This is a genomic window from Cellulomonas sp. NTE-D12, assembly GCF_027923705.1.
Classification (GTDB): domain Bacteria; phylum Actinomycetota; class Actinomycetes; order Actinomycetales; family Cellulomonadaceae; genus Cellulomonas.
Genome location: NZ_AP026442.1, coordinates 292,042 through 313,530, shown reverse-complemented (window position 1 = coordinate 313,530; position 21,489 = coordinate 292,042). Strand labels below are relative to the sequence as shown.

Genomic DNA, 21,489 nt, shown 5'->3' with positions numbered 1-21,489 from the left:
TCGGAAGTGTCGTTCGGACCCGCCCACCCGGCCGACCGCTCGCCAGGGCCCTGCGCCTCGCAGCCACCGGTGGTCAGCCCGGCGCGAACCCGTCGGCAGGCACCCGCCTGCCGAGCTTGTGGTACTCGGCGACCGTGGCCGCGAGCACGTGCCGCATGCCCACCGGCTGTCCGGCGGCGATCGCGTCGTAGGCCGCCGCCAGCACGATGTTGCGGATGTCGCCGCCGGCCAGCTCGATCTGCTTGGCGAGGTGCGGCACGTCCACCGGGTCGGCGGGGTCCGTGGTGACCCGGTCCAGGTGCGAGCGCCACAGCAGCCGCCGCGTCGGCTCGTCAGGGTCCGGGAAGTGCACGATGAAGCTCATCCGGCGGCTGAACGCCGGGTCGAGGTTGCCGTGCAGGTTGGTCGCCAGGACGGTGATGCCGTCGAAGCTCTCCATCCGCTGCAGCAGGTAGGCGACCTCCTGGTTGGCGTACCGGTCGTGGGCGTCCTTGACGTCCGACCGCTTGCCGAACAGCGCGTCCGCCTCGTCGAAGAACAGCAGCACGTCCAGGCTCTCCGCCTCGTGGAACACGCGCTCGAGGTTCTTCTCCGTCTCCCCGATGTACTTGTCGACGATCGACGTGATGTCCACCCGGAACAGGTCCAGTCCCAGCTCGGCGGCGATCACGTGGGCCGCCAGCGTCTTGCCGGTGCCGGGGCTGCCGCTGAACAGGGCCGCGATGCCGGTCCCCTTGCCTCCGACGTCGACCAGCCGGCCGTCGGCGAGCACCTCGTCACGGTGCTGCGCCCAGGACACCAGCCGGCGCAGCGTCGCGGCGGCGTGGCCGGGCAGCACCAGGTCGTCGAACGACGGCGCACGGCGCGGTGCCGCGGCGGGGCCGGTGGTCATCGAGCCGGCCACCCGGCGCGCGGCGGCCCGCGCCGAACCGGCGGACAGCTGCGCACCGGTCAGCGCCGCGAGGTCGGTGGCGTAACGGGCGGCGTCCGCGATCGACTCGGGCGCCAGCCGCAGCGCCGTCAGCGCCGGGTCCGCGACGCCGGCGCCCAGGTGCTGGTCCCACACCACGGTGCGGTGCTGCGTGGTCACCGGCGGCGCCTCGACCACCAGCGGGTGCCGGGCCAGCCACAGCGGCTGCCACGGCCGGTCGCTGACCGCGAGCACCGGCACCACGGACTGCGCCAGTGCGAGGAAGCCCGACGCCGGGTCGGCCGCCCGCTCGGTGGCGGCCAGCTGGTCGGCGTTGGCCAGCACCAGGCCGGCGCCGCGCAGCGCCGCCTCCCGCACCAGTGCCCTGACCAGGGCGGACAGGTCGGCAGACGGGGGCACGCGGGCGAGGTCCACCGCCAGGCAGCCGACGCCGGCGGCGGCCAGCGCCCCGGCGGCCAGCGACAGGCCGCCCGAGCCGAGCGGTGAGCGCACCCACACCAGCGGCGCACCGGCCTCGACGGCCGCGGTCAGCACGCCGTCGGCGTCCAGGTCCGGCAGCGGCACCGGGTCGACCAGCAGCGCGGCGAGCGGGCCGTCGAGCTGGTCGACGCCCGTCAGGTGGGCCAGCACCCGGTCCGGCAGCCACACGTCGCGCAGCAGCCACGGCTGGTCCTGCTGCTGCTCGAGCAGCCCGTACCGGCGCAGCGGAGCGCCGGCACCGAGCCGGGCGTGCGCCTCGCTCGACAGGGACGGCTGCCCGGTCAGCTCCAGCACCAGGCCGGTCGACGCGCGGGCAGGTGACCGCTGCCCCCGCAGCAGCCCGTACACCAGCGCGAGGTTCGCGTCGAGGTCCGGAGCGGCCGCGACCGTCAGCACGTCGACGTCCTCCGGGTCCAGCCCGAACACGTCCGCGACGCCCGCCAGCCGGTCCTCCTGCTGCGGCAGCGGGCCGGCGTACTCGTCGCGCAGCACCTCGAGCGCCGCCTCGAGCCGCGCCACCAGCACCGGGTCCGCGACGTGCCGCCGGTCCGCCGCGAGCTCGACCGGCTTGAGCAGGCGCGCCAGGCGTTCGCGCACGACGGGCCTCCTTCACGACGACGGACGGCGCGCGGCACCGGGCCGCCCTCGACCCGGCACGGCGACCCACGGCGCCGGGGCTGCCGGTGGGCTGCCGGCACCGCCGGTGCGGGTCGACCGGCCGGACCGCTCCGAGTCTGACCGCGGCGCGTGCGCACGGTCGAGGGCTGGGAGGCAACTTCGGTAGCGATTACCGATGTTGGCCGTTCCGCCCGGTTCCTAGCATCGGCAACGCCTCTCCGGCGTGCGATGGCTGCTGGCATGCGACGGCTGCTGGCGTGCGACGGCTGCTGGGCCGGTGACCGGGCCCACGGGCGGCACGTCGAGCAGAAGGGAGCCCGCCATCCTCATCCCCGCAGTCGAGGACGGGCTCGAGAGCTACCTGCGCTCCGCCCTCCCGCTCACCCCGGAGACGGGCGACATCTCCTTCGAGGCGCCGTCGTCCACCTGGGCCGCGCAGGTCAACCGGATCACCGTGAGCCTGTTCCTCTACAACGTCGCCCGCAGCCCGGTGCCGCCGCGGCCCGCCGCCTCGCGGCCGGGACCCGACGGGCGCGCCGAGCACCGGGCGCCGCTGCCGATGGTGCAGCTGTCGTACCTGGTCAGCGCGTGGGCGGGGAGCACGCGGGACGAGCACCAGCTGCTCGGGGACGTGCTGACGCGGCTGGTGGCGCAGCAGGTGCTGCCCGTCGAGCACCTCGCCGTGCCCCTGGAGTCCAGCGTGCAGCTGAGCCTCGCGGTGGACGAGCTGAACCGGCCGCGGGAGCTGTGGTCGGGGTTGGGCGGCACCCTCAAGGCGTCGTTCACGCTGCTGGCCACGGTCGCCGCCGACGCCTACCCGTGGCAGCTCGCCGCCCCGGCCGTCACGTCGGTCGAGGCGACCACGACCCCGCTGCGCCCGGCCGTCCTCGACCGCAGGGCGTGACCTGACCGTGCGCGTCCTCAGCGGTGTCGACGTCCTCGAGGTCCCCCCGGGCGGGTCCGGCGAGATCCCGATCGACGTGGTGAACACCGGCACGGTGATCGACGGCGTCAGCGCCCAGGTGCTGGGCCTGCCGGCCGAGCACACGTCGTCCCGGCCGTCGGTGCTGGCCCTGTTCCCGGACGCCACCGGGCAGCTGGTGGTGCGGCTGGACCTGCCGAGCAGCTTCCCGGCCGGCACGCACCCGATCACGGTGCAGGTGACCGGCGAGGCGGGCACGGCGGGCGCGGCGCACCACGACGTCGACGTGGTGGTGGCCACGCGGCCCGAGCTGGCCCTGAGCGCGGCGCCGACGACCATCCGGGCGCGCCGCCGGGCGACGTTCGAGGTGCAGGTGGCCAACCGCGGCAACGTGCCGCTCGACGTCGCGCTGCGTGCGACGGACAGCGACCGGAGCCTGGCGGCGACGCTGACGCCGTCCACGCTCAGCCTCGCGCCGGGGGCGACCGCCACGTGCGCGGTGCGGGTGCAGGGTCCGCGGCAGCTGCTCGGCCCCGACCGCGAGCGGGCGCTGCAGGTGGAGGGCACCGCGCTCGACCAGCACCAGGTGCTGCCCCTGGTGCTGCGGCAGCGTTCCCGGTTCAGCGCCGGCGTGCTGACCCTGCTGGTGCTGGCGGCGATCCTCGCGGCCTGGGCGACGATGTTCCTGCTCGGCGTGGGTGCTGTGCTGGGCGCGGACCCGTTCACCAAGGTGGCGCCGGCGTCGTTCTTCGCCGCCACGGCCGTGACGGCGGCCGGCGGCACCGGTGCGGCGGCCGCGGGTGCGGGCGACGGCGGCGCACCGGCCGGTGCGGTGCCGCGTGACGGGGTGCTGCCGGCGGGCGTCGGCGGCACGGTGGCCGGCACGGTGACCGCGGCCAGCGACCAGCAGGGCGTGGGACGGCTGACCGTCGAGGCGTGGCGGTCCACCGCCAACGGCCCGGTGCTGGTCGGCTCGGCGGCCACCCAGCAGGACGGCAGCTACGCGATCGCGGGCCTGTTCCCCGGGGCGTACCTGGTCAGCGTGCGGGCGGACGGGTACACCACCGTCTGGTACCCGGCGGCGGGCGACGCGTCCGGGGCCACCTCGGTGAACGCCGTGGCCCAGACGGTGACCAGCGGCGTCAACCTCACGGTCACCGGCGCGCCCGCGCAGATCAGCGGCAAGGTGGACGTCGGGGTGGTCACCGCACCCGTCGTCACCACCGTCGTCGCCCGGGCGACCTGGGCGCGCGACGACGCGACCCTCACCCGCACCGTGACCGCGGCCCCCGACGGCACGTACGCGCTGCCGAACGTGGTGGCACCCGGCACCTACGAGCTGAGCTTCACGGCCCCCGGCTACCAGCCGACCACCATCACCGAGACGGTCACCGGCGGGCAGCAGCGGTTCGCGCCGAACGTCACGCTGCGCGCCGGCACGGGCCAGATCTCCGGGACGGTGACGGACGGCAAGGCTCCGCTCGGCGGTGTCACGGTCACCACGGCGGACGGCAGCAACCCGATCGTCGTCGGCACCCCGACCGTCGGGGCCGTCGGCACGTTCGTCATCCCCAACCTGCCGACCCCCGGCACCTACGTGGTCACGTTCACCGCACCGGGCTACACGCCCTCGACCGTCGTGGTCGACCTGACCGCCGGCCAGTCCAAGACGGGCCTCGCGGTCGCGCTGACGGGAGGCGCGGGCACCGTCACCGGCCGGGTGCTGGCGCCGGACGGCAGCGGTCTGGGCCGGGCGACCGTCACGGCGACCGGCGGTCCCACCGCCGTGAGCGCCACCTCGCTGACCACCGGCACCGTCGGCTCGTTCACGCTGGCCGGGCTCAAGCCGGGCCTGTACACGCTGACCGTCACGCTCGCCGGGTACACGTCGCAGAGCGTCGCGGTGGACCTGTCCACAGGCGTCGCCGCGCCCGTCAGCGTCACGCTGCGCCCGTCCTGGGGGACGGTGCAGGGCGTGGTCCGCACCGGGACCGTCGGCACGGCCGGCGTCAGCGTGGTGGCGACAGACGGGCAGCACAGCTGGACCACGACGTCGACGGCCGCCGCCGGCACTCCGGCCGGGTACTACTCGTTCGTCCAGCTGCCGCCCGGGTCCTACTCGGTCAGCGTGTCCCAGGGCGGTGTCGTGGTCAGCACGGCCGTGGTCGGCGTGACCGCCGGCGGCACCGTGTCGCAGGACCTGAGCCTGCCCGGGGCGGGCTGACATGCGCGTCGACCTGGCCCCGCGCCGCCTCAGCGCCGTCGCCGGCGCCCCGAGCACCGTGCTGGTGACCATCACCAACACGGACGACGTGATCAGCGGGTACTCCTTGCGCTGCCTCGGCGTCGACCCGGCCTGGGTCCGCACGGACACCGCCGAGCCGACGCTGTTCCCCGGCGAGAGCACCACGCTGACGCTGACGCTCGACCTCCCCGCAGAGCTGCCGGCCGGTGAGCGGCGGATGGCCGTGCAGGTGCGCGAGCTGACCGGCCCGGGGCGCACCGGCGTCGAGGAGCTGGTGATCGACGTCGCGGGCGCGCCGCGGGTGGACGTCAGCCTGGAGCCGACGGTGGCGACCGGCGGACGGTCGGCGGCGTTCGCGGTGGCCGTGGAGAACAACGGCAACACCGCGGTGGACGGCGCGGTCGTCGGCAGCGACCCGGAGAAGGCCGTCCGGTTCACCTTCGACCCACCCGAGTTCCACCTCAGCCCCGGCGAGCGGCTGGTGACGCAGCTGCGGACGACGGCGAAGCGGCCGCTGGTCGGCTCGCCGGAGCCGCGGTCGTTCGAGCTGCGGCTGGCCGAGCGCCCGCCGCTGCCGGCGCAGCTCGGCACGTGGGACGTGGCGGCGGCCGTCGAGCGGGCCGCCCGGGACGGTGCCGACCCGCTCGGCCGGCGCCCCGCCTCCCCGCCGGCGGCCGTCGGCGTCTTCGTGCAGAAGCCGCTGCTGGGCCGCGGGCTGCTGGCGATGGTCGGCCTGGTGGTGGCGATCTCCCTGTTCGCGGCCGTGATCACCACCGCGCTGGGCGGCGTGGTGCAGCGGTCGGCGGCCGACCGGGACGTCGCGCTGCAGGTGGCGCAGGCCCGGGACCAGAAGACGACCACCGGCACGTCCGCCCTCGGCGGTCAGGTGCGGCTGCTGTCGACCGGCGACGGGGTCGCGGCGGTGTCCGTGGACGCGTTCGACCAGGCGGACGCCACCACGCCGGTGGCCAGCACGGCGACCGACTCGGCCGGGGCGTTCCACATCGGCTCGCTGCCCGCCGGCTCGTACCTGCTGCGGTTCCGCGCCGCCGGGTTCAGCGAGGTCTGGTACCCGGCGGCCTCGGCGCAGGCGAAGGCGCAGCTGGTGCCGCTGGCGGCCGGGCAGGACGTGACCGACCTGGTCGCGGTGGTGGGCGGCGTGCCGGCGACGGTGTCCGGGACGGTGACCGGCACCGACCTGGCCGGTGCCGTGGTGCGGCTGGAGCTGCCGCTGGACACCGCGCCGCTGGCCGGCAAGGTGACGCCGCCACCCGGGGAGGCGCCGGCGGGTGCGACGTCCGGCGCGGTGGTGCGCAGCGTCCCGGTGGGGGCGGACGGCACCTTCGTGCTGGACCAGGTGCCGTCCCCGGCGGTGTACGACCTGGTGACGACGAAGACGGGCTACAGCACCCAGGTGCAGCGCCTCGACGTCGCCGCCGGCGAGGACCGGACGGGCATCCAGGTGCAGCTGCTGGACGGCGACGGGGCGATCAGCGGCGTGGTGTCCGGCGCCGGCGGGCCGGTGCCGGGGGCGACCGTGGTCGCCACGTTCGGGCAGGTGACCGTCCGCACCGTCACGCTGACGCAGGACACCCCCGGCGGGTTCACGCTGCGCGGCCTGCCGACGCCGGGCACGTTCACCGTGGTCGTCAGCGCGCCCGGCTTCGCACCCGCCACCCTCAACCTCAACCTCGGCGCCGCCCAGACGCTCACCGGCGTGGCCGTCACGCTGGGCGCCGCTGCGGGCACCCTGTCCGGCACCGCCACGACGCCCGACGGAACCGGCGGGGTCACGGTGACGGTCACCGACGGCGGCGACACCCGCCAGACGGTGACGCAGAGCGGTGCACCGGTCGGCTCGTGGGCGATCTCCGGGCTGCACATCCCCAGCACCTACACGGTGACGTTCTCCCGCTCCGACCTGGAGTCGCAGGTGCTGTCGGTCAGCGTGGACGGGTTCGGCACGGTGACGGCCGGGGCCGCGAGCGCGACCGCGGTGGACGTGACGATGCGGCCGGCCACGGCGCAGATCGTCGGCACCGTCACGCAGAGCCCGGCCGGCGGCGGCACGGCGACACCCGCGGGCAACGTGCAGATCAGCGCCAGCTCCGGGCAGGCCCAGTTCACCGTCACGTCGGCGTCCACCCCCGCCGGCAGCGTCGGCACGTTCGCCATGCAGGGCCTGCCGCCGGGCACGTACACCGTGACGTTCAGCCGCAAGGGCACGCAGCCCACCTCGACCATCGTCACCCTCGCCGCCGGTCAGGTGCAGCGGCTCTCCCCCGTGCTGGTCTCCCCCGCCGCGATCAGCGGCGTGGTCAGCCAGCGCGGCACGCCCACCGTCGGCGCGATCGTGTCGCTGTACCTGGCCTCGCAGTACGGCACCGCGGCGCCGCCCGTGGCGACGGCCACCACCGACGGCAACGGCCACTACTCGTTCACCGACGTCGACGCGCCGCAGTTCTACCTGCTCGAGGTGCAGCTGTCCGCCAATGCGGCCGCTGCCGCCACGTCCCCACCGACCACGTTGAACCCCAGCCAGCAGCTGGTGCTCGACATCCCGATCCCCTGAGGGACCACCCGCCCCATGAGTGCACAGAGCGCACAGAACCCGAGCAGGCCGACCGTCAGCGTGGCGGTCGAGCCGGGCGCGCACGCGCCCGCGGGCCGTGAGGCCACCGTCCGCGTGCACGTGCGCAACCTGGCCGACGGTCCGCGTGACATCACCGTGTCCGCCATCGGGCTGGACGGCGCCTGGCGTCCCCGGGCTGCACGCCTGGTCGGTGTCCCGGCAGACGCCACCGCGTCGACGGACGTCGCCATCGGCATCGCCCGCGGTGCCCTGCCCGGCACGTACCCGTACGCGCTCGCGGTGCAGTCGCAGGTGCCGACCGGCGCCGGTGACGGCGTCACGATGGTGGACACCGCCCTGGTGGTGGACGCGCCGAGCACCGTGGTGCTGGCCGTCGAGCCGGCCGAGGCGACCGCCGTCCGGGCGCGCCGGGTCGCGGTGGTGCTGAGCAACACCGGTGACCGGCCGGCGGACGTGCTGGTGGACGCCGCCGCGTCGGACCAGCTGCGCGTGCAGCTGCAGAGCCAGGTGGTCAGCGTGCCGGCGCACGCGACCGTGCGCCTGCCGGCTCGCGTGGCGGTGCACCGGCCCCGGTTGGTCGGGCCCCGCACCCGCACCGCGTACTCGGTCACCGCGCACGGCGACCAGGCACCCGCGCACACCCAGGCGGTGCTGACGGCGCGGCCGCTGCTGTCCTCCGGGGTGCTGCGCGGCGTGGGGATGGTCGCCGTGCTGGCGCTGTGGGTGGCCGGTGTGGCCGTCGGGCTGCCGTGGCTGTCGCACCGGGCCAGCCAGTCGGCGACGACGGCCGGGCAGGCCGCGGTGGCGCCGGCACCGGCGGGCACCGGCGGGACGGGCGGCACGGCGGCACCCGGGAAGGCCGGTGGGGGTGCGGCCGGCGGGTCGGGCGGCGGCGCTGCGACGACGGGGGTCCGCATCGGCGGGATCGTCACGGCGGCGGACCCGTCCGGCTTCCGCGTCGAGGTGGTGCCGGCCAGCCTGCTGATCGGCGACAGCGGGCCGGCTGCGGCCGGTGCCACGGCACCGGCGGGCGGAGCCTCGTCGGGCACGGCGTCCGGCGGCTCCTCTTCCGGCAGCTCCTCCACCACAGCCGAGGGCAGCGCGCAGACCGCCAGCGACGCCGTCTCCCGCACCGTCTCCAACGTCGTCGCCGCGCCCGTCCTTGCGTCCGCCCCCGTCGACCGCTCCGACCTCGGCAAGGTCGCCGCCGGCGCGCTCGCGCTGCAGGCTGTCGGCCCCGCCGACGGCGCCCGCACCACCTCGTCCCTCAACGACGGCACGTGGGCGTTCGCCGGCATGGCGGCGCAGTCGAACTACCTGGTCACCATCTCCAAGCCGGGCTTCCAGACCCAGCGCTTCGAGCTGACCGGTGCGCAGGCGGCGGCCAACCCCCTCAAGGTGACGATGGTCGCCGGTGCCGGTCAGCTCTCCGGGCACATCACCGGCCCCGACGGTCCCCTGGGCGGTGTGGCCGTCACCATCACCGACGGCACCAACGTGGTGACCACCAGCAGCGCGACGCAGGGGAACGTCGGCTCCTGGTCGGTCACCGGCCTGTCGACGCCCAGCACCTACCTGGTCACGGCCGCGGCCACCCGGTACGGCGCCCAGTCGAGCCTGGTCTCGCTGGGCCCGGGCGGCAGCTCGGTGGTCGACCTGACGCTGTCGCACGGAGTCGCCTCGCTGGCCGGGACGGTGACCGGTCCGGACGCGCTGGGCGCGATCGGCGGCGTCGGCGGCCTGACCGTCACGGCGACGGACGGCACCACCACCCGCACGGCGTCGACGGTCACCTCCGGCCAGGTCGGCACCTTCGTGCTGGCCGACCTGCCGGTGCCGTCCACCTACACGGTGACGGTCAGCGGTCCTGGCTACGCCTCGCAGACCACGCAGCTGACGCTCGGCACGGGCTCGTCGGCGGCACGGCTGGACGTGCGACTCGACCTGTCCACCGGCGTGGTGCAGGGCACGGTGCGCGAGCCGAGCGGGACGGGGCTGGGCGGCGTCGGGCTGAAGCTGACCGACGGCGTGAACACCTACAAGACGATGAGCACGTCGGACGCCGACGGCACCTTCCGGTTCAACGGCATCGCACCCGGCACCTACGTCCTCTCGGCGGACCTGTTCGGCCACCTCGCGGCGTTCGCCCCCGTCACCGTCGTCGCCGGCTCGGCCGCCACGGCCGACCTGGAGATGACGCCGATCCCCGGCTCCGGGCTGCTGTCCACCTCCGTGATCAAGGGACGGGTGTCCGACGCCCGCACCAACGGCCAGATCACCTGCACCAACCTGGGCCTCGACCCGAGCGGCAAGCCCGAGGTCTGCCAGATCACGGTGACGATGACGGCGCCGGCGGCCGACGGGTCCACCCGCACCATCACCGTCACCTCGGCACCGGACCTCGAGTACGTGATCCCGGCACCGGGCGACACGGGCCTGCTCCCCGGCCTGTACACGCTGACCGTGTCCGTCCCCGGCTACGAGCCCGGCACGGTCAAGGTCAAGGTGCCGATGGGGCAGACCGTCGAGGCGGCCCAGGTGGCGCTGTACCCGTCGCCGTCCGTCGTCGGCACCATCCTCACGCGGGTCGGCGCCGTGCCCGCCGGCACGTGCGTGATCGCCCGGCCCACCGGCTCCACCACGCCGCTCGGTCCGTGTGCCGTCTCCACCGCACCCGACGGCTCGATCACCTGCACCATCACCGGCGGCGCCAAGTGCGCGGGCACCAAGCCCGACGGCTCGTACGCGCTCGAGCGCCTGGGCAGCGGCCAGTTCGACGTGTCGGTGCAGCCGGGCGACAGCGAGTACCTGCCGGTCGCCCCGGTGTCGATCGTGCTGAGCCCCGGCGACGTGCGCCGGTACGACGCGACGCTGGACCGGCTCGCCCGCGTCGCCGTGAGCGTCCTGTCCGACAGCGGCACGTCGTCGCTGGTGCCGGCGCCCGGCGCCGTCGTCACCGCCGTCCGCGTCTCGTCGGGCACCTACACGCCGCCGACCACGCCGTGGACCACGGGCGCGGACGGCCAGGTGACCGTGACGCACCTGCCTGCGGGCTCCTACCGCTTCGACGTCACGTGGACCACCGTCCCGCCGGGTGCGACGTCGGCCGTGCAGCTCAAGGCCTCGTCGCCCGTGCTGACGGTGGGCACCAACCAGGAGATCGCCACGCAGGTGGTGCTGACGCGCCCGCGCAACGCGTTCGGCGGCACGGTGGTCACGCAGCTGACCTCGTCGGCGTTCAGCCCGGTGGGCGGTGCCACCGTGCAGCTGACCGGCGTGACCGGGTACTCGGGGCTGGTGCCCGTCACCACCTCGGTGCAGGTGACCACCGCCGCGGACGGCACGTTCCAGGTGGTGGCCAGCCCGGCGGACGTGACGTCGTCGTCCCAGGTGTACTTCCCCGTGGTGACCGACCAGCTCGACGTGACGGTGTCGTACACCGGCACGCCGGCGCCGTACCGCACGCTGATCAGGTCGAACATCACCATCGCCGACCTGACGTCCCCGCTGGTGCTGGAGCCGACGGGCCGGCACTTCGACGGCACCATCACGTTCACCGGCGCGCCCGCGCCGACCGACGCGGAGCTGGCCAGCACCACGTTCACGGTGGTGCAGGGTCCGCCCGGGGCGAGCAACGCCGGGCTGCAGGCGGTCGCCTCCGGCACCGCGGGGTCCGGCACGCTCGTCTGGTCGGACCCGTCGCAGCCCACCGACCCCGCCGGCGGCACCCTGGTGCGGCCGGGCACCTACCGCGTGACGGCCTCGCTGCCCGGCTTCGACTCCCGGACGCTGACGTTCACCGTCCCGGTGCTGCCCACCGCGTACCCGACCGTCGCCTTCGACCTGCCGCGCTACGGGAACCTCACGGTGGCCGTGGTGACCGGCGCCGCACCCGGCACCCCCGTCCAGGACCCGGTGGTCACGCTGATCCGCCCCGGATCGGCCAACGTGACGCTGACGGCGATCCCCGGTACCAATTCGGTGTCGTTCGGGCAGCTGCCGAGCGGGACGTACCAGGTGCTGGTGCAGGCCGCGGGCTTCCAGTTCGACACGTTCTCGGTGACGGTCGCCGCCGGGCAGGTGGACCCGATCCCGGTGACCGTGACCAAGCTCGGCTCGATCGGCGGCACGGTGTCCGTGCAACGGTCCAGCGGCGTCACCGCGACGCTGGCCGGCGTGCTGGTGCGCGCCGCGCAGGCCGGCGGGCAGACGTTCACGGCCACCAGCGACGCCGCGGGCGTCTACCGGGTCACCGGCACCACCACCACGCAGGGCCTGTCCGCCGGCACGTGGAACATCACGGTGCTCGCGGCCGGCTACAGCTTCGCCAGCGGCGCCACGTCGGTGACCGTGACGGTCGGCGCCGGTGCGGACGTCACCCAGGACCTGCTCCTCAAGGCCAACCCGGTGGACCTGCGGCTGACGATCTACGACCCCTCCGACCCGACGTCCACCGCCGTGAACGCCCTGGACGTGGCGCTGATCGGGGTGGACGGCACCAAGACGCAGGACTGCACCACGTCCACGTCGACCACGTGCCCGGTGCCGGCCCCGACCGGCGGCCTGTACGTGTTCACCGGCAACGACCCCGGCACGTACACCGTGGCGATCAACGGCGGCGGGTTCGCCCCGCTGACCGTCAACATCACGCTGGCCGCGGGTGAGCCGACCATCCTCAGCCTGCCGATCGCGGTGCGCAGCAACACCGTGACGGGGACCGTCTCCGGGCAGGCGGGGGCGGCCGCGCCCGTGGCGCTGGACGGCGCGACGGTGCAGCTGAAGGACTCCGGCGGGACGGTGCTGAAGCAGACCACCACGGCGTCCGGTGCGTTCACCCTGACCGGCATCGCGGACGGCTCGTACTCGCTGGCGTTCGCGGCGGCCGGGTACGGGTCCACCACCAGGTCGGTCACGCTGAGCGGCGGGCAGCTCTACTCGGCGGACATCGTGCTGTACACGGTGTCCCGGCAGGTGACGGTGACGGTGACGTCGCCGGAGGGCTTCGACCTGACCGGCGCACTGGTGTCGTTGGTGCCGAACCCGCCGTCCGGCGGCCTCGCGCTCGCGGCGCAGCCGGCGGTACGCACCGGGACCACCACGTTCGCGACGACGTTCAACCAGGTGCCACCCGGCGCCTGGACCGCGACGGTGTCGGGCCCCGCGGGCCACGTCGGCACGTACACCGCCGCGGTGGCGGCCACGGACACGGCCGTGACGGTGACGGTCGACGAGCTGCGGGTCCGGGTGACGGCGACCTCCGCCACGTCGGGCGCGCCGTCCATGCCCTTCGTCATCACGCGCAGCAACGGCACCGCCTCCGGGACCACCGTCTACTCCGGCACCGCCGGCATCGACACGGGTGCCGAGGTGATCTACGTCGACCGGACGTCCAACTACACCGTGACGCCCAGCGTGACGGGCTGGCAGGTGTCGCCGAGCACCGCGTCAGTGAGCACCACCGACCCCAGCGTGTCCGAGGTGACCACAGCCTTCACGCTCTCCAAGTCCGCGAGCACCACCACGCTCGCCGTGTCGCCCACCACCATCTCCCCCGGCGACACCCTGACCCTGACGGCGACGGTCAGCCCGGCCTCGGGCAGCGCCTCCGGGCTCACCGGCGGCACGGTCACGTTCTTCCGGGACGGCGTCTCGCTCGGTGACGTCACCGTGTCGAGCAGCGGCGGCACCCGGACGGCCGTCCTGACGCCCAGCACCACCGGCTGGGCCGGCGGCAGCACCACGTTCACCGCGCAGTTCAACGGGACGGCGACCTTCGCGTCGTCGACCTCCACCGGCGTCGCCGTGACCGTGCGGTACGCGAGCACGACGACGCTCGCCTCCGACACCAGCACGTTCAAGGCGGGCACCGCCCAGCCGATCGTGCTGACCGCCACGGTGACCGGCGGCACGGGGACGGTGGGCGCGGGGACGGTGACGTTCAGCCGGGACGGCACCAGCCTGGGCACCGCGACGGTGAGCAACGGGACCGCGACGCTGACGGTGCCGGGCACGACGACGTCGACGTGGACCGCCGGCACGTCGACGCTGACGGCGACCTACGCGCAGACGGCGACGCTAACCGCCTCGACCAGCGCGGGGGTGACGCTGACGATCACGCCGTGACGGCGGTGCGCGGCGCCCCGCCCTTTGGCGCGCACGTCCAGGGGCGAGGGCGAGGGCCTCATCGCGTAGCGGCCCGCCAGCTCATCTCTGAGGCGGTCCACCGGAGTCCGAGCACGGCGCCGCCCTTGAGCGTCCAGAGGCCGGTAGGGCTGGCGAAGACCCGGGCGAGCAAGCGGAACCCGGCGTTGGGCCCCGCGGGCAACTCAGGAAGACCCCGGGAGTCGACTAGACCCGATCCCGCGACCGGCATGGACCCGCGCACGGTAATCCCCACTCGTGGAATTGTCGTCGGAATTGGTCGCGCGTATCACACAGTCGTCCAAGTACTGGACCTTGCCCGGAGGGCGAGCGTGCACCTGCGAGACGTATTGACCCCCATTGCCGCAGGGCGGTAACTTGACGCGCGGCCTGGTGCTACAGCCAATTAGGGGGCAGCATGCGCGTGTCGCAACGCAACATCGGTCCAACCGGTGACGTTTCGAGGTTAGACGCGCCACCACAACGCACGATCGGGCGCCGCGAGTTCGTCAAGAGCGTTGCCGCTGGGCTCGGCCTAGGCGCATTCGCGATCGTCACGATCGGCGCCGCGCCCGCCTCAGCAGCGGAGCCTTACCACTGCAATCGTAATGTCACGTACATCAGGCTGATAAATTGTTGGTGCAATTCTCCCGACTACTGGTGCTACTATCGGAAGTTCTGCAGCATTTGCTTAATGGAGTGTGGTGAGTGGAGCGAGATCGACGGCTGCTGCTAGAATCACGACTGGTGCTAGAAGGGTGGAGTCATGGCGCGGTTCGAAATCGTCGTTGAAGAGGTCGAACCGCCTACGGACGGACCTCAAGCCGACCCAACTTCCTCAGGCATCCCGTTGTCGAGCATCCTGGAGCGCACGGGTGGGAAGTACATCTGGCACGTCGAACCACCGCAGCACCTGCGCGAGAACTGGCGACGAACTTCTGTCGCCATAGGCGACTCGAACCTTGCCGACGTTGCCCGATCTGCGACGATCCCCGTCTCGCTGGAGCACTTGAGCGCGAGAGATCCGGCGACTACCAGAGTAAGGGTTCGATTCGAGATTACGTACGCCACCGCCGATGAGGCGCGCGCCGCGACGGCCGCCCGCGCGAATCTGCAGCTTCCATGATGTTGTTGACGACCGGCCTGGCTTCAGCTTGCGCGGCCTATGTTGTCTTCACACTTTCTTCTACGGGCTGGGTTAAGCTCGCGACCTTACGGGGTACGGCACACGGTCTTGCGAGGCTCTGGCCACGCCTTCCTCACCGGACTGTTGTGTTCGCAGCACTATGTCTAGGCGTAGGCGAGGTTGCGCTCGCGGGGGCCGCAGCCCTGGTGCCCACCGGAAGGTTGATCGCCTGGGCGTCGGCCGGGCTATTCACCGCGTTTGCGGTGTACAACGCCGCGGCCGCGAGACGTAGTCCCCGCTCGAACGAACCTTGCCTTTGCGCAGGCGCCGGGAGTGCCGCCCCGGAAGGTTCTGCGTACGCACGGTCGACGGCCAACCTCGTCATGGCCATGGCGGCCCTCGTCTGGGGCGTCGGCGCAGCGACGATACCGGGCTGGTTCAAATTGGTCTTGCTCGGAATCTGGGCCCTGCCGCTGACGGTCTGGGCTATTCGACGATCCAGCGTCATGCTCGGCGACGCCGTGGCAGGACTTCACTGATCGGTACGACCCGGTGTTCGACATCTCGCGCCCAGGGTGCCAGCGAGGAGCAGTCAGCGCCTACCCGGCGACCGACTCTCCCAAGGGTGGGTTACCAACCCTGACGCTGACCGCCTCGACCAGCGCGGGAGTGACGCTGACGATCACGCCGTGACGGGGTCCCTTTCGCCGGCCGCAAGGGCGGCATCACAGACGTGATGGAAGTGCGGGACACCGCCCTGCAGCTTCATGGCCGTACGGTCGTCCCGCCGGCACAGCCAGCGCCATCGGAACGGGCCGGCGCGAGCACAAGGGATCGCTCCGAAGATCGAGGACGTTCACGATGGGCCGGACGACTCCCGCTTCTCACACGATCGTTGGGGGATCGAGCCATGACACTCAGCTCAGGTGGATTGCTCACGTGCTGCTTCTGTGATCTCGTGCCCGAGCGGATCAACTACGTCGAGCTCGAGCTGCATGTCGACGAGTCGCCGGCGCGTCAGTTCTTTGGCGCCCACAGAGCATGTCTCAGCAACCGACTTGCCCGCGGCTTCCAGCTGGAGATCGAGCCCTTGGCAGAGATCTAGACAGTGCAGGGATCAAGGATCCATGACCACCGTGAGGGCGGTCGGGATCAGTAGTGCGTGCTGACCCACCACGCGATGCCGCCGATCGCGGCCATCGCCAGGTACCACCACCACGGGAACCGCACCTTCGGCTGCTCGCGCGGCACCACCACGGGCACCACCACCACGGGCTCGGGCACCGGCAGCGGCACGGGAACGGGCGGCGGCGGCGGCACCATGTCGGCCCCGCACCGCACGCACACCACCGCGGACGGCAGGTTCAGCTCCTCGCACACCGGGCACGGCACGGTGGCCAGCAGCAGCGCGCCGGACGCGCCGGGCGAGCGCCGTCGGGCGTCGTCGGGGCCCTCCTGCGGCGGCACCGTGCGGTCCTGCGGGCGCGCCCAGAACAGCGGGTAGTCGCACGTCGGGCAGAAGTCGTCGGCGTCGCGCCGGGCGAGCGCGACGGGGGACGGCGTGCCGCACTCGGGGCAGACGATGGTCACCTCGGCCGGCGCGGGAGCCGCCACCGGCGCCGGGACAGCCGCGGCACGCGCAGACGTCCGGACGACGGCCGTCGGCGCCGTCTCCGGCCGCAGCGGCCCGGTCGGCGCCTGGAACGCGGGCACGCGGACGGGCTCAGCCACGTCGACCTCCCTCGCCACGCGCCTGGGACCAGATCTCCCGGTCGCCCACCCACAGCTGCGCGCGCACGTGCGCGGGCACGTGGTCGGCGATCAGCGCGACGAAGTCGGCGTCGTCCAGCCCGCCGGCGGACTGCACGTGCATCACCACCCACGCGTGGTCGGCCGGCGCGTCGCCCTCCCGCCACACACCGCCGCCGTCCTCCACCAGCGCCGGGCCGCCGCTGAACAGCTCGAGGAAGCTCTGCAGGGCGCCGGGCGTCCCGCGCCGCCGCATGGTGCGCGCGGCCGTGGTGACCAGGCGCCGCTGGGTCAGCTCCGGCAGGTCCGGGTCGATGCCGTCCAGGCCGATCCAGTCGGCCATCCAGCGCACCATCGCCGCCGGCGCGACCGTGGGGTCGGCCAGGTGCGGCAGGTTGTCGCCGTGCGCCAGCAGCGTGCCGGCCTCGGCCTGGAAGATCGAGACGAACCGCGCGAAGAACTCGTCGCTGACCATGCCGACCGGCAGCTGGTCCAGCAGCCACGTGTCGCGGCTCATCGGACCACCACCCGGTGCTCGGCGGACAGGAACAGCGTGTGCGGCTCCGGGTGCAGCACGTCGCGACCGCTGCCCAGGCGCCGGCCGGTGCGCAGGTCGTACTCGAACAGCTGCACCTCCTCGACCCGCTCCACCCCCTCGACCGCCTCGAGCAGCTGGGCGATCTCGGCTGCGGTGACGTCCTGGTCGAACGGCCACCCGTTGCCGGACGGCCCACCGGTCAGCGGGTTGACGTAGCGGTCCACCACGGCGAGCACGCGCTGGCGCACCAGGGCCACCGGTCGGCCCGGCAGCGCCCTGACCAGGGCCGCCACACTGACGCCCTGGTAGAAGGGCGTGCCGATCTCGACGGCGACGCCCACGCAGCGGCGCTCCTCGAGCACGTCGGCGATCGCGTGCAGCAGCGGCTCGGACAGCGCGAAGTCGTCGATCTTGTGGGTGCGCGGGTCGGTGCGCACCTGCGGCACGACGAGCACCCGGACGGCACCGTTCTCCGTCGCCGTACCCGGCAGGCAGCGGGCACGCGCCACCTCGACGGACGTCTCCCGGGTCAGCCGCTCATAGTCCCCCGCGGTGACGGCCCGCTGCCCGGTGCGCAGCGACAGCGGGCCGCGCACCTTCGCCTCGTCCACCGTCTCCGCGTCGACGCCGCCGGCCGCGGGCACCAGGTTCACCACGCTGGCGACGAAGGGCAGGGTGGAGCGCAGCTCGGTCAGCGTGCGGGCGCCGACGTTGCCGGCCGCGCCGCCGCCGTGCCGGTAGCCCGTCACCTGCACCAGCGCACCGTCCGGCGGGACGGCGCCGTGCTGGCGCACCGACCCGTCGGGGTACCGCACGCGCGGCCCGAACCGCACCACGCCGGTGGACGACTCCCACACCACGTGCCGGTCCGCCGGCCCGGACTCGGAGAAGTCGGGCACCTCGGTCCAGTCCTCGGCGCCCGCCGTCGTCACCACGCGCACGTGCTCACCGTCGCGCCGCGCCGCCACCGGCACCGAGGCGACGCGGAACTGCTGCGCCGGCACGCCGACCGACCGGCCGAGGTTCTCCGGCCCGACGGTCATCGCGTGCTCGGCCGGAACCGTCAGCCCCACCACCTCGGCCCGCACCGACTCCAGCCGCGGTGACGCCTGGTACGTCGGCTGCCCGGGCGCCGGGCGCACCAGCCGCACGCGCAGCCAGTACGCCGTCGTGCCCGCAAGCATCAGCGAGGCGTGCGCCTGCGGAACCAGCAGCACGATCTGCCCGTCGCGGTTCAGCCCGCCCGTGGTGTCCTGCTGCACGCGCACCGGCGTCCACGCCTCACCCGTCCACACGTCCCACGCCAGTGGCGGGTTGGTCGGGTCGACGCCGATCCCCTGCGCGGACGCCTGGACGGTCAGCCGCAGCGCCGCGCCCGCGAGCGACTCGGCAAAGCCGAACAGGGTCGCGTCACCAGGCTCGAGCGGGTCGGAGACGAAGCACGTCACGGCGCTGCCGGGGTAGGTCAGGTCCTCCCAGGCGTCCACCGTCTGCTCGCCACGCGCCCGTGCCGAGTGCGCCGCGATCATCCGCGGCGGGCTGACCACCGCCTCGTGCTCGGTGGAGAACACGATCGCGTCGGGCGCGCTGGTGGACGTGGTCACCTCGGTGCCGGCCGGGATGGTCAGCGGCCGCTCGGACGGTGCCGAGAGCCAGAACGTCACGTCCGTGCGGGCCACCGACGGCGGGAACGGCTCGATGCCGGCCAGGTTGAGGAAGTGCACGTACAGCCGCTCGGGCACCTGGTTCACCCGGAACAGCACCATCTCGCTCATCCACGCGAACAGCTCGATCAGCGCGACGCCCGGGTCGGACACGTTGTGGTTGGTCCACTCGGGGGTGAACCGCGGGATCAGCCGCTTGGTCTCGTCGACGATGTCCTGGAAGGACCGGTCGTCGAGGTTCGGAGGGGGGATCGGCGGCATCAGGAGTCCTCACGCGGGATCACGTAGAAGGGGTAGACGAGGTTGCGGCGGTCGTTCGTCGCGCGGACCCGGTAGCGGATGGCGATGCGGACCAGGCCGCCGTCGTCCTCGTCCTGCACCGGCTCGACGTCCTCCACCTCGACGCGCGGCTCCCACTGGGCGAGGGCGTCCCGCACCGCCTCGGCGATCAGGCCGAGCAGGTTGGCGTTCACCGGCTCGAACAGCAGGTCCCAGATGCGGCAGCCGAACTGGGGTCGCATGACGCGCTCGCCGGGGGCGGTCAGCAGCACGACGCGGATGGACCGGTCGAGGTCCTCCGGGCCCTGGGTCAGCCGGATCGCACCGCGGTGGTCCACCTCGAGGGGCCAGCTGAACCCGCGCCCGATGAACGACGCGTCGGGGACGGCCTGCGTGGGGTCGGGGATCGAGAGGCTCATCAGTTGATCTGCACCATCGATCCCTTGACGGCGGTGATGCCCGAGGACTGCAGCGTGGCGGTCCCGTCGGCCTTGAGGTCCACCTCGGGGGCGGAGGCGGCCACCTTCGCGGTGCCCTTGGCCGTCACCTGGACGCCCTCGAGCGTGAGGTCCTGGGTCGCCTTGATGGAGATGGTCGTGCCGGACAGCGTGATGGCACCGTTGCCGTCGAGCTTGATGGACGACGAGCCCGAGGCGATGGTCAGCGGCACCCCGTCGGGCAGCGTCAGGTCGGCCTTGTCCTTGCCGATCCGGAGCCGCGCCTCGCCGCCCGCGAGCGCGAGCCGGATGTGCTGGGTGTCGGGGCCCCTCCCGTCGGCCAGCTCGACGACGTGACCCAGCCGGGACGTCAGCGTGCGGTGCGCCACCGCGCCGTCGGCGACCAGGCTGGCCGGGATCTTGTCCTTGGTGCCGAACAGGCCGCCGAGCACCACGGGCCGGCGGACGTCGCCGCCCTCGAAGCCGACCAGCACCTCGTCGCCGACCTCGGGCAGGAACACCATCCCCCGGTCGGCACCGCCGCCGAGCACCGCCAGCCGGGCCCACTGCGACTCGATGGTGCTGTCGAGGCCGGGCAGCGACACCTTGACCCGGCCGGCCGCCTGCGGGTCCTGGTCGATGGCGGAGACCAGTCCCACCACCAGCCCGTCGTGCGTGAAGCTCGACCCGGTCCCCGTCGCGACGGCGGGTGCGACGAGCGTGCCCGGCTCCCGGTCCCCCGCGACGAAGCTGGTGTGGAACCCGGCCGGCCGGTAGGTGTGCTCCACCTCGCGCACGTAGTACGTGCCGGAGGACGGACCGCCGTCGCGGACCTGCACCAGCACCCCCGGTCGCAGCGTCGGCGTGATCTCGCAGCGTCCCCGGGCCAGCACCGCGCCGTTCAGCCGGCCGACGGCCTTGGCCAGCACCTCGGCGTCCGACTGGTCCACCGGCCCGGCCTGCGCGTCCAGCACGGTCGCCGTCGCCAGCCCGGAGGCCGGCGCCAGGGATCCCAGCCCGTCCGGCACCGCCGACCGGCTGGTCTGCGCGTCGCCCACCACCGCGGTCTTCTTCAGGTGGTCCCAGCCGCGCACCCGCACCGAGCTCGGCGCATCGGCGTACACCCGTGCGGAGAAGTCCCGCAGGCTGTCGCCCACCGCGAGCCGCACGGCTGCCGACCCGGTCCCGTCCGGCAGGGCCCACGCCCGGAACGTGGAGCCGTCCATCTCCCAGTCCAGCCCGTTGCGCCGGCACAGCTCGTCGACGAAGGCCAGGTCGGTGTCGGTCTGCAGCGTGTACTCCAGCACCGCGGAGGTGGCCGTCACCGACGGGCGCGCGCCGGCGGCGCGCACCACCTTCTCGACGATCTGCGAGGCGGTGAGGTTGAGGAACGTCGCCGCCCGCGCCGACCGGCTGATCTCGAAGGCCAGGTCCTCCGCCACGACGTGCAGCTCCGGCTGGCCCCCGTCGTGGTGCTCCACCCCGGTGGACGTCACCTTGCCCTGGAACACCACCGTCGCCGTGGCACCCTGCTCGACGCCCTTCGCGGTGACTCGCACCGGCGTGCCGACCTTGAGCTTGCTCGCCTGCGCGAGGGTGTAGCCGGGGTCGACGAACCGCATCGTGCAGCGCCCGATGGTGCGGACGGCACGCCGCACGCGCAGCTCGACCAGGGCGTTGCTCCAGGCGGCGGGTAGGTCGGTGCCGTCGGCGGCGACCACCGGGGCGAGCGCCATGCCGTCGGAGGCGAGGGGGGCGACGGACAC

Annotated in this window: 13 protein-coding genes; 7 read left to right on the top strand and 6 right to left on the bottom strand. The window is 73.7% G+C overall.

From position 1 onward, the window contains the following. Positions 1 to 73 precede the first annotated feature (73 nt). Positions 74 to 2,008, bottom strand: coding sequence for an ATP-binding protein (locus QMF98_RS01360; RefSeq protein WP_337974304.1), 1,935 nt, complete (start codon positions 2,006 to 2,008; stop codon positions 74 to 76). A 298-nt stretch (positions 2,009 to 2,306) separates the two neighbouring features. Here QMF98_RS01360 and QMF98_RS01355 point away from each other — a divergent pair, with 298 nt between their 5' ends. The 7 genes from QMF98_RS01355 (at position 2,307) to QMF98_RS01330 (ending at position 16,161) form a co-directional block, all read left to right on the top strand. Further along, positions 2,307 to 2,933: a Pvc16 family protein gene (locus QMF98_RS01355; protein WP_337974303.1), complete on the top strand. Its 627-nt coding sequence runs from the start codon at positions 2,307 to 2,309 to the stop codon at positions 2,931 to 2,933. 7 nt (positions 2,934 to 2,940) lie between these two features. Further along, positions 2,941 to 5,175: a carboxypeptidase regulatory-like domain-containing protein gene (locus QMF98_RS01350; protein ID WP_337974302.1), complete on the top strand. Its 2,235-nt coding sequence runs from the start codon at positions 2,941 to 2,943 to the stop codon at positions 5,173 to 5,175. 1 nt (position 5,176) lies between these two features. Beyond that, positions 5,177 to 7,768, top strand: coding sequence for a carboxypeptidase-like regulatory domain-containing protein (locus QMF98_RS01345; protein ID WP_337974301.1), 2,592 nt, complete (start codon positions 5,177 to 5,179; stop codon positions 7,766 to 7,768). A 15-nt stretch (positions 7,769 to 7,783) separates the two neighbouring features. Next, a complete protein-coding gene (locus QMF98_RS01340; RefSeq protein WP_337974300.1) occupies positions 7,784 to 13,912 on the top strand; it encodes a beta strand repeat-containing protein in 6,129 nt (2,042 codons plus the stop codon). 784 nt (positions 13,913 to 14,696) lie between these two features. Then, a complete protein-coding gene (locus QMF98_RS01335; RefSeq protein WP_337974299.1) occupies positions 14,697 to 15,056 on the top strand; it encodes a hypothetical protein in 360 nt (119 codons plus the stop codon). Beyond that, entirely contained in the window at positions 15,053 to 15,595 is a 543-nt protein-coding gene (locus QMF98_RS16995) for a MauE/DoxX family redox-associated membrane protein (RefSeq protein WP_490715633.1), read from the top strand. The genes QMF98_RS01335 and QMF98_RS16995 overlap by 4 nt, the downstream gene beginning before the upstream one ends. Positions 15,596 to 16,014: 419 nt before the next feature. Beyond that, positions 16,015 to 16,161, top strand: coding sequence for a hypothetical protein (locus QMF98_RS01330; RefSeq protein WP_337974298.1), 147 nt, complete (start codon positions 16,015 to 16,017; stop codon positions 16,159 to 16,161). Between the two features lie 47 nt (positions 16,162 to 16,208). Here QMF98_RS01330 and QMF98_RS01325 read toward each other — a convergent pair whose 3' ends face one another. Genes QMF98_RS01325 through QMF98_RS01305 form a run of 5 tightly spaced genes read right to left on the bottom strand, consistent with a single transcriptional unit; the run spans position 16,209 to position 21,489 of the window. Next, complete coding sequence (locus QMF98_RS01325) at positions 16,209 to 16,787, bottom strand: hypothetical protein (protein WP_337974297.1); 579 nt, start codon at positions 16,785 to 16,787, stop codon at positions 16,209 to 16,211. Beyond that, positions 16,780 to 17,322 (bottom strand): phage tail protein, encoded by a 543-nt coding sequence (locus QMF98_RS01320; RefSeq protein ID WP_337974296.1) that lies wholly within the window; start codon positions 17,320 to 17,322, stop codon positions 16,780 to 16,782. Before QMF98_RS01320 ends, QMF98_RS01325 begins: the two co-directional genes overlap by 8 nt. Further along, positions 17,319 to 19,268, bottom strand: coding sequence for a putative baseplate assembly protein (locus tag QMF98_RS01315; RefSeq protein ID WP_337974295.1), 1,950 nt, complete (start codon positions 19,266 to 19,268; stop codon positions 17,319 to 17,321). The genes QMF98_RS01320 and QMF98_RS01315 overlap by 4 nt, the downstream gene beginning before the upstream one ends. Next, entirely contained in the window at positions 19,268 to 19,705 is a 438-nt protein-coding gene (locus tag QMF98_RS01310; RefSeq protein WP_263731318.1) for a GPW/gp25 family protein, read from the bottom strand. The genes QMF98_RS01315 and QMF98_RS01310 overlap by 1 nt, the downstream gene beginning before the upstream one ends. Further along, positions 19,705 to 21,489 carry a phage baseplate assembly protein V gene (locus QMF98_RS01305; RefSeq protein WP_337974294.1) on the bottom strand — a complete coding sequence of 595 codons (1,785 nt, stop codon included), beginning with the start codon at positions 21,487 to 21,489 and terminating at the stop codon, positions 19,705 to 19,707. The genes QMF98_RS01310 and QMF98_RS01305 overlap by 1 nt, the downstream gene beginning before the upstream one ends.

What these genes read in the sequence shown, in the direction of transcription:
- QMF98_RS01340 (WP_337974300.1), top strand. Translation starts at nt 7,784, where the DNA reads ATGAGTGCACAGAGCGCACAGAACCCGAGCAGGCCGACCGTCAGCGTG.
- QMF98_RS01310 (WP_263731318.1), bottom strand. Translation starts at nt 19,705, where the DNA reads ATGAGCCTCTCGATCCCCGACCCCACGCAGGCCGTCCCCGACGCGTCG.
- QMF98_RS01315 (WP_337974295.1), bottom strand. Translation starts at nt 19,268, where the DNA reads ATGCCGCCGATCCCCCCTCCGAACCTCGACGACCGGTCCTTCCAGGAC.
- QMF98_RS01320 (WP_337974296.1), bottom strand. Translation starts at nt 17,322, where the DNA reads ATGAGCCGCGACACGTGGCTGCTGGACCAGCTGCCGGTCGGCATGGTC.
- QMF98_RS16995 (WP_490715633.1), top strand. Translation starts at nt 15,053, where the DNA reads ATGATGTTGTTGACGACCGGCCTGGCTTCAGCTTGCGCGGCCTATGTT.
- QMF98_RS01335 (WP_337974299.1), top strand. Translation starts at nt 14,697, where the DNA reads ATGGCGCGGTTCGAAATCGTCGTTGAAGAGGTCGAACCGCCTACGGAC.
- QMF98_RS01345 (WP_337974301.1), top strand. Translation starts at nt 5,177, where the DNA reads ATGCGCGTCGACCTGGCCCCGCGCCGCCTCAGCGCCGTCGCCGGCGCC.